Annotated in this window: 1 protein-coding gene; it reads right to left on the bottom strand. The window is 73.6% G+C overall.

Going from position 1 to position 16954, the window contains the following annotated elements; all coding sequences use genetic code 11:
• Positions 1-10: 10 nt before the first annotated feature.
• Positions 11-16933: an SDR family NAD(P)-dependent oxidoreductase gene (locus ACTYVM_RS29330; protein ID WP_445528855.1), complete on the bottom strand. Its 16923-nt coding sequence runs from the start codon at positions 16931-16933 to the stop codon at positions 11-13.
• Positions 16934-16954: the final 21 nt, after the last annotated feature.

Raw genomic sequence — 16954 nt, forward strand, 5'->3', positions numbered from 1 at the left:
TGGGCCCGGGTCAGGAATCCGACGACCGGCCGAGTTCGTTGTCGATGAAGGCGAAGATCTCCTCGGCGCTCGCCGCCTCGATCCGCTCCTCGACGGCCGGTCCGTTCCCGTCCGGGCCGGTGCCGTCCCAGGCGGCCAGCAGCCGCCGCAGCCGGCCCTCGACCCCGCGGCGTACGGCCTCGTCCACGCCGTCGGCGGACAGTTCCGCCTCCAGCCGGTCGAGCGCCGCCAGCGGGGACGCGGCCGTGCCGCTCCGGTCCCCGCCCGTCAGGGAGTCGGCCAGGTGCCGGGCGACCGCGGCGGGCGTCGGGTGGTCGAAGACCAGCGTGGACGGCAGCCGCACACCGGTGGCCGCGGAGAGCCGGGTGCGCAGTTCGACCGCCATCAGCGAGTCGAAGCCCAGCCGGCTGAAGTCCCGGTCGGCGGGCACCGCGTCGGCCCCGGAGTGACCGAGCACCCCGGCCGTCTCCTGGCGGACCAGGCCGACGAGGGTTTCGTGCCGCTGCTCGGCGCCGAGGCCGGCCAGTCGGCGGGCGAGCCCGTCGGCGCCGGCCGTGGCCGCGGCGCGGCGCCGGGCGCGGACCAGGGAACGCAGCACCGCGGGTACCTCGCCGGCGTCGGGGGCCGCGGCGGACCGGGAGACCCGGATCGCCACGGCCAGCGCCTCGTCATGGCCGTTCGCCGCGTCGAACAGGGCGAGGCCCTGTCGTTCGGTGAGCGGCGGCATCCCGGAGCGTTCCATGCGCTCGAGGTCGGCGTCGCTGAGCGTGCCGGTCATGCCGGCGCCCTGGCCCCACGGTCCCCAGGCGAGCGACAGGGCGGGCAGGCCCTGGGCCGCACGGTGCGCGGCGAGCGCGTCGAGGAACGTGTTGGCGGCGGCGTAGTTGCCCTGTCCGGGGCCGCCGGTGACGCCGGCCACGGAGGAGTACAGGACGAATCCGGCGAGCGGCAGGTCCCGGGTCGCCTCGTGCAGATGCCAGGCGGCGTCCACCTTGGGCCGCAGCACGGTGTCGAGTTGCTCGGCGGTGAGGGTGCCGATCGTGGCGTCGTCGAGGACGCCCGCCGTGTGCACGACCGCGGTCAGCTGGTGCTCGGTCGGCAGCCCGGCGAGCAGCGCGTCGACGGCGGACCGGTCGGAGACGTCGCAGGCCCGTACGGTGACCTCGGCGCCGAGCGCGGAGAGTTCCTTGCTCAGGGCGGTGGCCCCGGGTGCGTCGGGTCCGCGGCGGCCGGCCAGCAGCAGGTGCTTGATGCCGTGGCCGGTGACCAGGTGGCGGGCGAGTACGGCGCCGAGGCCGCCGGTGCCGCCGGTGATCAGTACGGTGCCGTCGCGGTCCCAGGCACGGACCTGGTCGGCGGCCGGGGCGGGCGTGGCCTCGGTGCGGGTGAGGCGGGCGACGGTGAGTGCGCCGCCGCGGACGGCGGCCTGGGTCTCGCCCGCGTCGAACAGGGCGGGCAGCGAGGCCAGGACGGCGGTGTCGGTCGCCTCGGCCGCGTCGGCCGGGTCGAGGTCGAGGAGCAGGAAGCCCCCCGGGTTCTCGGACTGGGCGGAGCGGACCAGGCCCCAGACGGCTGCCGCCGCCAGATCGGTCACGTCCTCCCGGCCGGCCGCGACGGCGCCACGGGTGACGATCGCGAGGCGGGAGTCCGCGGTGCGGGGGTCGGAGGTCCAGCGGCGCAGCAGGTCCAGCACCCTCGTGGTGGTGGCGCGGACCGCGGCGGGCAGGTCGTCCCCGGCGGTGGGGCCGCCCTCGACCGGCAGCAGCATCAGCGACGGCAGGGGTGCCCCGCTGTCCAGCAGTTCGGCGAGCGATTCCGCGTGGGTGACGAGGACGTTGTCCACCGTGGCGAGCGCGGTGTCCAGGCCGGGCAGCGCGTCGCCGAGCACCGTCCAGGGGCCGCTGTCGCCGGAGCGCGGGGCCGGGGCGGGAGCGACCCAGTCCAGGGCGAGCAGCGCGGCGTCGTCCGTGGCGGGGGCACCGGTGACGGGTGCGGCGACGGTGGCGCCCAGGGTGAGCGAGGCCACCGAGAGCACCGGGCCGCCCTGTGGGTCGGTCGCCTCCAGCGCCCAGGTGTCGTCGCCGTTGGCGGTGAGCCGTACCCGCAGGAGGACGGGGTGCGCGGCGTGCAGGACGAGCCCGTCCCAGGCGACGGCGTCGAGGGTGTCGTCTCCGGATCCGCCCCCGTCTCCTTCGAGGAGGACGGCGGCGCGGACCGCGGTGTCCAGGAGCGCCGGGTGCAGGGCGAACGCCTGCTCGGCCGGGCTCTGTTCGGTGATCTCGACCTCGGCGAAGACGTCCCCGCCGCGCCGCCAGGCGGCGCGCAGCACGGACGGGCCGGTGGGTTCGGGCAGCTCGTCGACCGGGGTGGCGTCGGCGGGCGGCCATACGGTGTCGGGCGTGGCGGGGGCGGCGGGCGCGTCGGTGAGCGTGGCGGTGGCCCGCTCGACCCAGGGGGCGTCGTCACCGTCGGCGCGGGTGTGCACGGTGAGGGTGCGCCGGCCGGTCTCGTCGGGGACGCCCACCAGTACCTGGAGGCGCTGGGGGCGGTTCCCGGTGAGCGCCAGGGGTGCGCCGACGGTGAGGTTCTCGACGGTGGTGCGGTCGCAGGCCTCGGCGGCGTGCAGCGCGAGTTCGGCGAGGACCGCGGTGGGCAGGGTGGTGGTGCCGTTCTCCGTGCGGCCGGTGAGCCAGGGCTGTGCGGCGGCGGACAGGCGCCCGCTGAGCAGCGTCTCGTCCGAGCCGGCGACCGATGTGGCGGCGGTGAGCAGCGGGTGCCCTCCGGCGTCCAGGCCCAGTCCGCCCGCGTCGCCGGGAGCGGCGGTGGTGTCGGGCCAGAAGCGGGTGCCCTGGAAGGCGTAGGTGGGCAGTTCGACGGTGCGGGCGCCGGTGCCGGCGAAGTGGGCGCTCCAGTCGGTGTCCAGGCCCGCGGTGTGCAGCCGGGCCAGGGCGGTGAGGACGGACACGGTCTCGTCGCGGTCCTTGCGCAGCGCCGGCACGACGACGGTGCCGGTGTCGGGCAGGGAGGCGGCGGCGAGCGCGGAGAGCACTCCGTCGGGGCCGATCTCCAGGAAGGCGGTCACGCCCCGGTCGGCGAGCGCACGGACACCGTCGGCGAAGCGCACCGCCTCACGGACGTGGCGCACCCAGTAGTCGGGGTGGGTGTGGGTGCCCGCGGAGGCGACCTCACCGGTCAGGTTGGACACGACCGGGATCCGCGGCTCCTGGTACGAGAGCGTCTCCGCGACCGCCCGGAAGTCCTCCAGCATCGGGTCCATCAGCGACGAGTGGAACGCGTGGCTGACGCGCAGCCGGGTGGTGCGGCGGCCGTCCGACTCCAGGAGGGCGACGAGCTGGTCGACGCCGTCCTCGGGGCCGGAGACGACGACGGAGGTGGGGCCGTTGACGGCGGCGACGGCGACCCCGTCGTCGAGCAGCGGCAGCACCTCGTCCTCGGTGGCCTCGACGGCGGCCATGGCGCCGCCCTCGGGCAGCGCGGCCATGAGCCGGGCGCGTGCGGCGACCAGCCGGCAGGCGTCCTCCAGCGAGAACACCCCGGCCACCTGTGCGGCCGCGATCTCACCGACCGAGTGACCGGCGACGAAGTCGGGGGTGACACCCCAGGACTCCACCAGACGGTAGAGGGCAACCTCGACCGCGAAGAGCGCGGGCTGGGTGAACGCGGTGGAGTTCAGGGCGGCTTCGTCGGTGCCCCACATCACCTCACGGACGGAGGTGTCGAGTTCGGTCTCCAGCAGGGCGGTGGCGGAGTCGAAGGCCTCGGCGAACACCGGGAAGCGGGCGTGCAGTTCACGGCCCATGCCGAGGCGCTGGGCGCCCTGCCCGGAGAACAGGAACGCCGGTGTGCGAGCGGTGCCGGCCTCGGCGCGCGCGGCCTCGGTGATGCCGTCGGGGCCCGCCAGCAGGACGGCCCGGTGTTCGAAGGAGGGCCGGCTCGTCACCAGGGACAGACCGATGTCGGCGCCGGACAGCTCCGGGTGCGTGGCGGCATGGGCGCGCAGCCGCTCCAGCTGGGCGTCGAGCGCCTGCTCGGAGCGGGCCGAGACGACCCACGGGGTGACGGCGGGCGTCACGATGTCCTCGGCGGGGCGGTCGTCGGCGGTGGGCTCGGGGGCGCCCTCGAGGATGACATGGGCGTTGGTGCCGCTGATGCCGAAGGAGGACACACCGGCCCTGCGGACCCGGCCGGTCTCCGGCCAGGAGGTCTCCTCGGTGAGCAGCCGGACGGCGCCCAGGGACCAGTCGACATGGGTGGACGGCTCGGTGACGTGCAGGGTGCGCGGGAGCGTGCCTTGGTGCATCGCCATGACCATCTTGACGAGTCCGGCGGCGCCGGCCGCGGACTGGGTGTGGCCGATGTTGGACTTCACCGAGCCGAGCAGCAGCGGCTGCTGCGGGTCGCGGTCGGAGCCGTAGGTGGCGATCAGGGCCTGGGCCTCGATCGGGTCACCGAGCGGGGTGCCGGTGCCGTGCGCCTCGACGGCGTCGACATCGCCGGGCCGCAGACCGGCGTTGGCCAGCGCCTGGCGGATGACCCGCTGCTGGGAGGGGCCGTTGGGGGCGGTCAGTCCGTTGGAGGCACCGTCCTGGTTGACGGCGGAGCCGCGCACCACTGCGAGCACTCGGTGTCCGGCGCGGCGGGCGTCGGAGAGGCGTTCCAGGACGAGTACCGCCGCGCCCTCGGACCAGCCGGTGCCGTCGGCGGAGTCGGAGAACGCCTTGCAGCGTCCGTCGTGGGCGAGACCGCCCATCTTGGAGAACCCGGTGAAGTTGGCCGGGGTGGTCATCACGGTGACGCCACCGGCGAGTGCCATGGTGCACTCCCCCGATCGCAGTGCCTGCGCGGCGAGGTGCAGCGAGACCAGGGAGGAGGAGCAGGCGGTGTCGACCGAGAGGGCGGGGCCCTCCAGGCCGAGCGTGTAGGAGAGGCGGCCGGAGACCACGCTCACGGCGAGGCCGGTGGTGGCGTGGCTGGCGATGTCGTCGCGGGAGCGCATGACCAGACCGGAGTAGTCCTGGCCGCTGACGCCCATGAAGACACCGGTACGGCTGCCGCGCAGGGCGGTCGGGTCCAGCCCGGCGCGCTCCACGGCCTCCCAGGTGACTTCGAGCAGGATGCGCTGCTGCGGGTCCATGGCCAGAGCCTCGCGCGGTGCGATGCCGAAGAAGTCGGCGTCGAAGTCGGCGATGTCGCTGAGGAATCCGCCCTGCCCGGACAGGTCGCCCGGCTCGCCGCCGATCGTCGACGACTCCCACTCGCGGTCGGCGGGGAAGCCGGTGATGGCGTCGGTGCCGGAGACCACCAGGTCCCACAGTTCCTCGGGCGATCCCACGCCGCCCGGGAAGCGGCAGCCCATCCCGAAGATGACCACAGGGTCGTCGTCGGACGCGGCGGCAGCCGTCTGCGGGGCGGCGAAGGCCTCCGCGGCGTCGGCGCCGAGCAGTTCGTCCAAGAGGTGCTCGGCGAGCTGCTGGGGCGTCGGGTAGTCGAAGACCAGGGTGGCGGTCAGGGTGAGTCCTGAGGCCTTGCCGAGCCGGTTGCGCAGCTCGATCGCGGTGAGCGAGTCGAAGCCCAGACCACGGAACTCACGACGGGCGTCCACGGCGTCGGCGGAACCGTGCCCGAGCACCGTGGCGGCCTCGGCCCGTACCAGGTCGACCACGAACGGCAGGCGCTGCTCCTCCGGCAGGACGGCCAGCCGCTCGGCGAGTCCGGCGCGGGCGACCGCGGCGGCGCCGGCCTTGGCCCGGCGTCCGCCGGTGCGGACCAGTCCGCGCAGGATCGCGGGGACGCTCATGCCGGGCGGCAGCGAGCCGCCACCGCCGAGACCCAGCGGCACCACCAGCGGTTCGTCGGCGAGGGTGGCCGCGTCGTACAGGGCCAGGCCCCGCTCGACGGACAGCAGCGGCATACCGCTGTTGTCGTTGATACGGCGCATCTCCTCGTCGCTCAGTCCGCTCGTCATGCCGCTGCCCTGCTCCCAGGCGTTCCAGGCGAGGGAGGTGGCGGGCAGGCCGAGGGACTGACGGTGCGCGGCGAGGGCGTCCAGGAAGGTGTTGCCCGCCGCGTAGTTGGCCTGGCCCGGGCTGCCGAAGACGCCGGAGGTCGAGGAGTAGAGGACGAAGGCGGCCAGGTCGAGGTCGCGGGTGAGGTCGTGCAGATGCCAGGCGGCATCGACCTTCGGCCGCATGACCGTGTCGAGGCGCTCGGGGGTGAGGGAGGCGAGGATGCCGTCGTCGAGGACGCCCGCCGTGTGCACCACCGCGGTCAGCGGGTGCTCCGCCGGAACGGAGGCGAGCAGCCCGGCCAGAGCCTCACGGTCGGCGACATCACACGCGGCGACCCTGGCCTCGGCACCGAGATCGGTCAGCGCCTGGACGAGGTCGGCGGCACCCGGGGCGTCGGGACCGCGGCGGCTGGTCAGCAGCAGGTGCCTGATGCCGTGCTCGGCGACCAGATGACGAGCCAGCGCGGAAGCGAGGCCGCCGGTGCCGCCGGTGACCAGGACGGTGCCCTTGGGGTCCATGGCCCGGGGCATGGTCAGCACGATCTTGCCGATGTGCTTGGCCATGCTCATGAAGCGGAACGCCTCACGGGAGCGGCGGACGTCCCAGGCGCGGACCGGCAGCGGCGACAGTACGTCCCGCTCGAAGAGGTCGACCAGGTCGAGCAGCATCTGCTGGATGTGGTCGGAGTCGACCATGCCCAGGTCGAAGAACCGGTAGGTGATGCCGTCCGAGGCGGCGTCGGCGTCCCGGATGTCGGTCTTGCCCATCTCCAGGAACCGGCCGCCCGTGCCGAGCAGCCGCATCGACGCGTCGACGAACTCCCCGGCCAGCGCGTTCAGGACGACATCGAGGCCCTTGTCCCCCGCGACCGCGGCGAACGCCGTCTCGAATTCGAGGGTGCGGGAGGAGGCGATGTGGTCGTCGGCGACCCCGAGGGAGCGCAGTACGTCCCACTTGCCCTCGCTGGCCGTCGCGAAGACCTCCGCACCGAGGTGACGGGCGATCTGGATGGCCGCCATACCGACACCACCGGCGCCGGCATGGATCAGCACCTTCTCCCCCGGCCGCAGCCCGGCGAGGTCCTTCAGCGCGTGGTAAGCGGTGAGGAACACCAGCGGCACGGACGACGCGGTCTCCCAGGACCAGTCGTCGGGGACCCGGGTCAGCAGACGCTCGTCGGCGACACCCAGCGGGCCGAAACCGCCGAACACCATGCCCATGACGCGGTCGCCGGGGGCGAGCCCGGTGACATCCGGGCCGACCTCGGTGACAACGCCCGCGCCCTCGGAGCCGAACAGGCCCGCCTCACCGGGATACATGCCGAGAGCGTTGAGGACATCGCGGAAGTTGAGGCCCGCGGCACGGATACCGATGCGCACCTCGCGGCCGGTGAGCGGTTCCACCGCCTCCGGGTACGGCAGCAGGGCGAGACCGTCGAGGCTGCCCTTGGCGCGGCAGCCCAACCGCCACGGCGTCCCGGCCGGCGGAACGAGGGAGGTGCCGGACTCCAGCCGGGCGAGCCGGCCGACCCGGACCGCGCCCTCACGGACGACGGCCTGCGGCTCCTCCGCGTCGAACAGCCCCGCAAGCAGCGGCAGTCGGGCGAGCGAGTCGGCCGTGTCATCGACATCCGCCAGCAGCAGACGGCCCGGGTTCTCGGACTGGGCGGAACGCACCAGACCCCACACAGGAGCGGCGGCCAGATCGACCGCACCACGCTCACCGTCGGCAACCGCATTCCGGGTGACCACCACAAGCCTGGACGAAGCGAAGGCGGACTCGGCCAGCCACCCCTGCACCAGGGCGAGCACCTCGTGGGCCAGCTCATGAGCGGCTTCGGGTCCCGCATCTGCGTCGCCCCGCACCGTCACGGCGACCATGTCGGGCACGGCCCCGGTCCGTGCGGCCAACTCCTCGAGCGTCGCGGCCGGAGCATGCACCCCCGCCACCGCCTCGGAGTCCGCGCCGAGCGCGGCGGTCAGGCCGAACGGGTCCTCACCCAGCACCGCCCAGGTGGCAGGGGCGGCGGGGGCCCCGAGCGTACGGGCCGTCCAGTCCACGCGGAGCAGGGAGTTGGAGTCGTCACGGCGCGGCTCGGCAGCGTCTCCCGGGCCCGCGGCACGCAGCGTCAGCGACTCCACCGAGACAACGGGCTGACCGCCCGGGTCGACCGCCGCGATCTGGACCGCGTCCTCGCCGCAGGAGGCGATCCGCACCCGCAGGGTGCTCGCCCCGTCCGCGTGCAGGGACACGCCCTCCCAGGCGAACGGCAGCAGGCTGCGGTTGTCGCCCTCGGCGGACAGGAAGACGGTGCTGTGCAGGGCGGCGTCGAAGAGCGCCGGGTGCAGACCGAAGGCGTCGGCGTCCTCGACCGACTCGGGCAGCGCGACCTCGGCGTAGACCGTGTCGTCCTGCCGCCAGACGGCCCTCAGTCCACGGAAGACCGGGCCGTATTCCAGACCGTCCGCGGCATAGCGGTCGAACATGCCGTCGATGTCGATCGCCTCGGCGTCGCGCGGCGGCCACACGGTGGCGTCGAAATCGATGACCTGCTCACCCGAGCCGATACGGCCGGTTGCGTGCTGGGTCCACTCGGCGTCGAAGTCCTCACCGGGCCGGGTGAAGAAACGCAGCTCGCGAGAGCCCTCCTCGTCGGCGGCGCCCACGGAGATCTGCACCTGGACCGCGCCCGTGGCGGGCAGCACCAGCGGCGCGGCGATCATCAGTTCCTCGACCCGGTCGCAGCCGGCCTGATCGGCGGCGCGAACCGCCAGCTCCAGGAAACCGGTACCGGGGAAGAAGATCATGCCGCTGACCACATGGTCGGCCAGCCAGGGATGGGTGGCGGCCGACAGGGAGCCGGTCAGCAGCAGTTCGTCGGAGCCCGCCACCGACATGGCGGCACCGAGCAGCGGATGGTCGGCCGAGGCCAGACCGAGACCGGTGGCGTCCAGGGCGGCGGGGGCCGCCTTGGGCCAGTAACGCTCGTGCTGGAAGGCGTAGGTGGGCGCGTCGGCGATGCGGGCGCCGGTGCCGGACAGCGGGGCCGACCAATCGACGTCGACACCGGCGACGTACAGCCGGGCGACACCGCTGAGGACGGACACGGTCTCGTCGCGGTCCTTGCGCAGCGCCGGCACGACGACGGTGCCGGTGTCGGGCAGGGAGGCGGCGGCGAGCGCGGAGAGCACTCCGTCGGGGCCGATTTCCAAGAAGGCGGTCACGCCCCGGTCGGCGAGCGCACGGACACCGTCGGCGAAGCGCACCGCCTCACGGACGTGGCGCACCCAGTAGTCGGGGTGGGTGTGGGTGCCCGCGGAGGCGACCTCACCGGTCAGGTTGGACACGACCGGGATCCGCGGCTCCTGGTACGAGAGCGTCTCCGCGACCGCCCGGAAGTCCTCCAGCATCGGGTCCATCAAGGGCGAGTGGAAGGCATGGCTCACCCGCAGACGACTGGTACGACGCCCCTGCGCGGCAAGCTGCTCGGCGACCGCGAGGGTGGCCTGCACCTCACCCGAAACGACCACAGAGGTCGGGCCGTTGACCGCGGCCACGGCCACGCCCTCGGTCAGCAGCGGCAGCACCTCGTCCTCGGTCGCCTCCACCGCGACCATCGCACCGCCGCTCGGCAGCGCCTGCATCAGCCCGGCACGCGCGGCCACCAGCCGGCAGGCGTCCTCCAGCGAGAACACCCCCGCCACATGCGCCGCCGCGATCTCACCGACCGAGTGACCGGCGACGAAGTCCGGCGTCACGCCCCAGGACTCCACCAGACGGTAGAGGGCTACCTCGACCGCGAACAGGGCGGGCTGGGTGAACGCGGTGGCGTTCAGGGCGCCTTCGTCGGAGCCCCACATCACCTCACGGACGGATGCGTCGAGCTCGCTCTCCAGCAGGGCGGTGACGGAGTCGAAGGCCTCGGCGAACACCGGGAAGCGGGCGTGCAGTTCACGGCCCATGCCGAGGCGCTGAGCGCCCTGACCGGAGAACAGGAAGGCACTGCGGTGCGGTTCGGCGACGCCCCGGGCGACCTCGGTGAGGGTGCCGTCGGCGGCGAGCAGGACCGCCCGGTGCTCGAACCGGGAACGGCCGGTGGCCAGGGTGTAGGCGGTGTCGAGGGCGGGCAGCGCGCCGGCCGACTCCCGCAGCCGCTCCACCTGGTCGTCGAGCGCGCCCTCGGACTTCGCCGAGACGGGCCAGGCGACGGCGCCGGGCACGGGCCGGTCGGCGACAGGCGCGGGCACCGGCTCGTCGGGGGCGCCCTCGAGGATCACATGGGCGTTGGTGCCGCTGATACCGAACGAGGACACACCGGCCCTGCGGACCCGGCCCGTCTCAGGCCAGGCGGTCTCCTCGGTGAGCACCTCTACGGCGCCCAGGGACCAGTCGACATGGGTGGACGGCTCGGTGATGTGCAGGGTGCGCGGCAGCACGCCGTTGCGCATCGCCATGACCATCTTGACGAGTCCGGCGACACCGGCGGCGGCCTGGGTGTGGCCGATGTTGGACTTCACCGAGCCGAGCAGCAGCGGCTGCTGCGGGTCACGGTCGGAGCCATAGGTGGCCAGCAGGGCCTGGGCCTCGATCGGGTCACCGAGCGGAGTTCCGGTGCCATGCGCCTCGACGGCGTCGACATCACTCGTGTTCAGGCCCGCGTTGACCAGCGCCTGCCGGATGACCCGCTGCTGGGAGGGGCCGTTGGGGGCGGTCAGACCGTTGGAGGCACCGTCCTGGTTGACAGCGGAACCCCGCACCACGGCGAGCACCCGGTGGCCGGCCCGACGGGCGTCCGAGAGGCGCTCCACCACGAGCACGGCCGCGCCCTCGGACCAGCCGGTGCCGTCCGCGGAGTCGGAGAACGCCTTGCAGCGGCCGTCCTGGGCGAGACCACCCATCCGGGAGAACCCGGCGAAGTTGGCGGGGGTGGTCATCACGGTGACACCACCCACCAGAGCCATGGTGCACTCCCCCGACCGCAGCGCCTGCGCGGCGAGATGTAGCGAGACCAGCGAGGAGGAACAGGCCGTGTCGACGGACAGGGCGGGGCCCTCCAGCCCGAGTGCGTAGGAGAGGCGGCCGGAGACCACGCTGACGGCCAGACCGGCGGTGGCGTGGCCCGCGACGTCGTCACGGGACCCCATGACCAGGCTGGAGTAGTCCTGGCCGTTGACACCCATGAAGACACCGGTGCGGCTGCCGCGCAGGGCGGTCGGGTCGACCCCGGCGCGCTCGATGGCCTCCCAGGTGACTTCGAGCAGGATGCGCTGCTGCGGGTCCATGGCAAGGGCCTCGCGCGGCGAGATCCCGAAGAAGTCCGCGTCGAAGCCGGCGATGTCGCTCAGGAACCCGCCCTGCGCGGACACGCCGCCGGCCTCACCGGCGACGAGCCTCGACGACTCCCACTCGCGGTCGGCGGGGAAGCCGGTGATGGCGTCGGAACCGGACGCCAGGAGGTCCCACAGGTCCTCGGGCGATCCGACGCCGCCCGGGAAGCGGCAGCCCATCCCTACGATGACCACGGGATCGTCGTGCAGATCGGCAGCGCTCTGCGGGGCAGCGAAGACCTCGATGGCATCGGCGCCAAGGAGTTCGTCCAGGAGATGGTCGGCGAGCTGCTCGGGCGTCGGGTAGTCGAAGACGAGCGTGGCGGGCAGGGTGAGACCGGTCGCCTTGCCGAGCCGGTTGCGCAGCTCGATCGCGGTGAGCGAGTCGAAGCCGAGACCGCGGAACTCGCGGCGGGAGTCGACGGCGTCTGCGGAACCGTGCCCGAGGACCGCGGCGGCCTCCGCACGCACCAGGTCCACGACGAACGGCCGACGCTGCTCCTCGGGCAGGACGGCCAGCCGCTCGGCCAGTCCGGCGCGGGCGACCGCGGCGGTGGCCGCCCGGGCGCGGCGTCCACCGGTGCGGACCAGTCCGCGCAGGATCGCGGGGACGCCGTCAGCGGCGGGCAACGGGCCACCGCCGCCCAGACCGAGCGGCACCACCAGCGGCTCGTCGGCGAGCATGGCGGCGTCGTACAGGGCCAGGCCCCGCTCGACGGACAGCAGCGGCATCCCACCGGCGTCACTGATGCGGCGTGCGTCCTGACCGCTCAACTTGCCGGTCATACCGACGCCTTGTTCCCAGGCTCCCCAGGCGAGCGAGGTGGCGGCCAGGCCGAGGGACTGACGATGCGCGGCCAGGCCGTCCAGGAAGGTGTTGCCCGCCGCGTAGTTGGCCTGACCGGGGCTGCCCATGACACCGGCCGTCGAGGAGTACAGGACGAAGGCGGCCAGGTCGAGATCGCGGGTGAGGTCGTGCAGATGCCAGGCGGCATCGACCTTCGGCCGCATGACCGTGTCGAGGCGCTCCGGGGTGAGCGAGGCGAGGATGCCGTCGTCCAGAACACCCGCCGTGTGCACCACCGCGGTCAGCGGGTGCTCCGCCGGAACGGAGGCGAGCAGCCCGGCCAGAGCCTCACGGTCGGCGACATCACACGCGGCGACCCTGGCCTCGGCACCCAGTTCGGCCAGCGCCTGGACGAGGTCGGCGGCACCCGGGGCGTCGGGCCCACGACGGCTGGTCAGCAGCAGGTGCTTGATGCCGTGCTCGGCGACCAAGTGGCGGGCCAGCGCGGAGGCGAGGCCGCCGGTACCACCGGTGACCAGGACGGTCCCCTCGGGGTCCAGGGCGCGGGCGGAAGAGTCACCGGACTCCAGCCGGGCGAGCCGGCCGACCCGGACCGTGCCCTCACGGACGACAGCCTGCGGCTCCTCCGCGTCGAACAGCCCCGCAAGCAGCGGCAGTCGGGCGAGCGAGTCGGCGGTGTCATCGACATCCGCGAGCAGCAGCCGGCCCGGGTTCTCGGACTGGGCGGAACGCACCAGACCCCACACAGGAGCGGCGGTCAGATCGACCGGACCACGCTCACCGTCGGCAACCGCGTTCCGGGTGACCATCACAAGCCGAGAGGAGGCGAAGGCCGGCTCGGCCAGCCACCCCTGCACCAGGGCCAGCGCCTCACGCGTCAGCTCGCGAGCGGCTTCGGGTCCCCCGTCTGCGTCACCGCGCACCGTCACGGCGACCATGTCGGGCACGGCCCCGGACCGGGCGGCCAGCTCCGCGAGCGTCGCGGCCGGAGCATGCACTTCCGCCACCGCCTCGGAGTCACCGGCCAGTGCGGCGGTCAGGCCGAACGGGTCCTCGCCCAGTACGGCCCAGGTGGCGGGCGCAGCCGGCGCCCCCACCGTACGAGGCGTCCAGTCGACGCGGAACAGCGAGTTGGTCTCCTCACGGCGTGACGCCGTGCCGGCTCCCGAGTCCGCGGCACGCAGTGTCAGCGACTCCACGGAGAGGACCGGCTGACCTGCGGGGTCGACCGCCGCGATCTCCACCGTGTCCTCGCCGTGGGAGGCGATCCGCACCCGCAGGATGCTCGCCCCGTCCGCGTGCAGGGACACGCCCTCCCAGGCGAACGGCAGCAGTCCGCTGTCGTCGGAGAGGAAGGCGGTGCCGTGCAGTGCGGCGTGCAGCAGCGCCGGGTGCAGACCGAAGGCACCGGCGTCCTCGACGGAGTCGGGCAGTTCGACCTCGGCGTAGACCGTGTCGTCCTGACGCCAGGCGGCACTCAGTCCTCGGAAGACCGGGCCGTACTCAAGACCGTCCGCGGCAAAGCGGTCGAACAGCTCCTCGATGTCGACGGCCTCGGCGTCGCGCGGCGGCCACACCGTGGTGTCGAAGCCGAGGACGTGCTCGCCGGAGGCGATGCGGCCGGTGGCGTGCTGGGTCCACTCGGCGTCGAAGTCCTCACCGGGCCGGGTGAAGAAACGCAGCTCACGGGAGCCGTCCTGGTCGGCGGCGCCGACGGAGATCTGCATCTGCACGGCGCCCGTGGCGGGCAGCACGAGCGGGGTGGCGATGGTCAGTTCCTGGACCCGGTCGCAGCCCGCCTGGTCGGCGGCGCGCACCGCCAGCTCCAGGAAACCGGTGCCGGGGAACACGACCATGCCGCCGACACTGTGGTCGGCGAGCCAGGGGTGGGTGGCGAGCGACAGGGTGCCGGTGAGCAGGAGTTCGTCCGAGCCGGCCACCGACATCGCGGCGCCCAGCAGCGGGTGGTCGGCGGAGGCGAGGCCGAGACCGGTGGCGTCGACGGCGGTCGCGGTCGCTTTGGGCCAGTAACGCTCGTGCTGGAAGGCGTAGGTGGGCAGTTCGGCGGTGCGGGCGCCGGTGCCGTCGTGGAACGCGGCCCAGTCGACCGTGACACCCGCCGTGTGCAGCCGGGCCAGCGCGGTGACGGCGCTGTGCTCCTCGGGGCGGTCCTTGCGCAGGAACGGGACGGTGAGAGCGGTGGCGGACTGCTGGGCCAGGGCGGCGAGCACACCGTCGGGGCCGAGTTCGAGCAGGACGTCGGCGCCGGCCTCGGCGAGCGCGCGGACGCCGTCGGCGAACCGGACGGCCTCGCGGACGTGACGCACCCAGTACTCCGGGCTGGTCAACTGCCCGTCGGCGGCAAGGGTGCCGGTCAGATTGGAGACGACCGGAATCTGTGGCTCGTCGTAGGAGAGCGTCTCGGCGACCGCCCGGAAGTCCTCCAGCATCGGGTCCATCAAGGGCGAGTGGAAGGCATGACTCACCCGCAGACGACTGGTACGACGCCCCTTCGCCGCCAACTGCTCGGCGACCGCGAGGGTGGCCTGCTCCTCACCCGAAACGACCACAGAGGTCGGGCCGTTGACCGCGGCCACGGCCACGCCCTCGGTCAGCAGCGGCAGCACCTCGTCCTCGGCCGCCTCCACCGCGACCATCGCACCACCACTCGGCAACGCCTGCATCAGCCCCGCACGCGCGGCCACCAGACGACAGGCGTCCTCCAGCGAGAACACCCCCGCCACATGCGCCGCCGCGATCTCACCGACCGAGTGACCGGCGACGAAGTCCGGCGTCACGCCCCAGGACTCCACCAGACGGTAGAGGGCCACCTCTATGGCGAAGAGGGCGGGCTGGGTGAAGCCCGTCTCGTTCAGCGGGGCTTCCTCGTCACCCCAGATGATGTCGCCGAGGCTCGCGTCGAGTTCCTCGTCGAGCAGATCCAGGACCTGATCCAGGGCTTCGGCGAACACCGGGAAACGGGCGTGCAGTTCACGACCCATGCCGATGCGCTGAGCGCCCTGACCGGAGAACAGGAAGGCACTGCGGGTGCGGCCGACGGGCCGGCCCTCATGGGCGTCCGGGGCGGGGTCCCCCGCCAGCCAGGAGGTGAGCGCCTCACGGCCGGTGGTGCCGTCCGCGCCGGTGACGACGGCGAGCCTGTGCTCCAGGGACGCGCGGGTGGTGGCCAGCGAGTACGCGGTGTCCAGTGCGCCGGGGGCGCCGGGGGCGTCCAGATGGGCGAGGAGGGCGGCGGCCTGCTCGCGCAGGGCGGCGGCGGAGCGCGCCGAGAGCACCCAGGGCAGCACACCGGCGGTGCGGGGCGCGGCCGGCGCCTCGTCCGACGGGTCGGCCGGCGCCTCTTCCGACTGATGGGCGGGGGCCTCGGGCGCCTGCTCGACGATGACATGGGCGTTGGTGCCGCTGACGCCGAAGGAGGAGACGCCGGAGCGGCGGGGGCGGTCGGGCGCGGTGGGCCAGGGGCGGTTCTCGGTGAGCAGCTCGACCTTGCCCGCCGTCCAGTCGACATGGGTGGAGGGCCGGTCGACGTGCAGGGTCTTCGGCAGCACCTCGTTGCGCATCGCCATGATCATCTTCATGATCCCGGCGACACCGGAGGCGGCCTGGGTGTGGCCCATGTTCGACTTGATCGAGCCGAGCAGCAGGGGCTGTTCGCGGTCCTGGCCGTAGGTGGCGAGGATGCTCTGGGCCTCGATGGGGTCGCCGAGCGGGGTGCCGGTGCCGTGCGCCTCGACCACGTCGACATCGGCGGGGTTCAGGCCCGCGTTGGTGAGGGCCTGCCGGATGACGCGCTGCTGGGAGGGGCCGTTGGGGGCGGTGAAGCCGTTGGAGGCGCCGTCCTGGTTGACGGCGGAGCCGCGGATGACGGCGAGCACGGGGTGGCCGTTGCGCTGGGCGTCGGAGAGGCGCTCCAGGGCGAGCACGGCCGCGCCCTCGGACCAGCCGGTGCCGTCCGCGGAGTCGGAGAACGCCTTGCAGCGGCCGTCGCCGGCGAGACCGCCCTGCCGGCTGAACTCGACCAGGGAGCCCGGCGTCGACATCACATTGACGCCGCCGGCCAGCGCCAGGGTGCACTCGCCGTTGCGCAGCGACTGCACGGCGAGGTGCAGTGCCACCAGCGAGGAGGAGCAGGCGGTGTCGACGGTGATCGCCGGCCCCTCCAGGCCGAAGGTGTACGACAGCCGGCCGGAGACGGCACTGGCGGCGATGCCGGTGCCGACGTCTCCGGTGGCGTCGTCCAGGGACCGCACCAGCAGATAGGCGTAGTCCTGCCCGTTGGTGCCGATGAACGTGCCGGTGCGGGTGCCGCGCAGCCGGGTGGCGTCGATGCGGGCGCGCTCGATCGCCTCCCAGGCCGTCTCCAGGAGCAGCCGCTGCTGCGGGTCCATGGTGACGGCCTCGCGCGGCGAGATCCCGAAGAAGCCGGGGTCGAAGTCGGCGATGGAGTCCAGGAATCCGCCCCGCTGGCTGACGGAGGTGTCCCGGTCGTCGATGCCGCTGGTGCGCAGCGCCTCCAGGTCCCAGCCTCGGTCGTCCGGGAACTCGGAGATCACATCGGTGCCACCGGCGACCATCTCCCACAGGGCCTGCGGGGAGTCGACGCCGCCGGGGAAGCGGCAGCCCATGCCGACCACGGCGATCGGCTCCCGGGCCGCGGCCACGATCGTCCGGTTGCGGCGTCGCAGCCGCTCGGTCTCCTTGACCGCGGCGCGCAGTGCCGCAACTACGTTCTCAGCGGGGGCGTTCATCGTCTGCTCCATCACTTCGCG

The sequence above is a fragment of the Streptomyces cyslabdanicus genome, from assembly GCF_052663305.1.

Bases quoted from the DNA above. Each gene is read 5' to 3' on its own strand.
- ACTYVM_RS29330 (WP_445528855.1), bottom strand. From the start codon at position 16,933: ATGAACGCCCCCGCTGAGAACGTAGTTGCGGCACTGCGCGCCGCGGTC.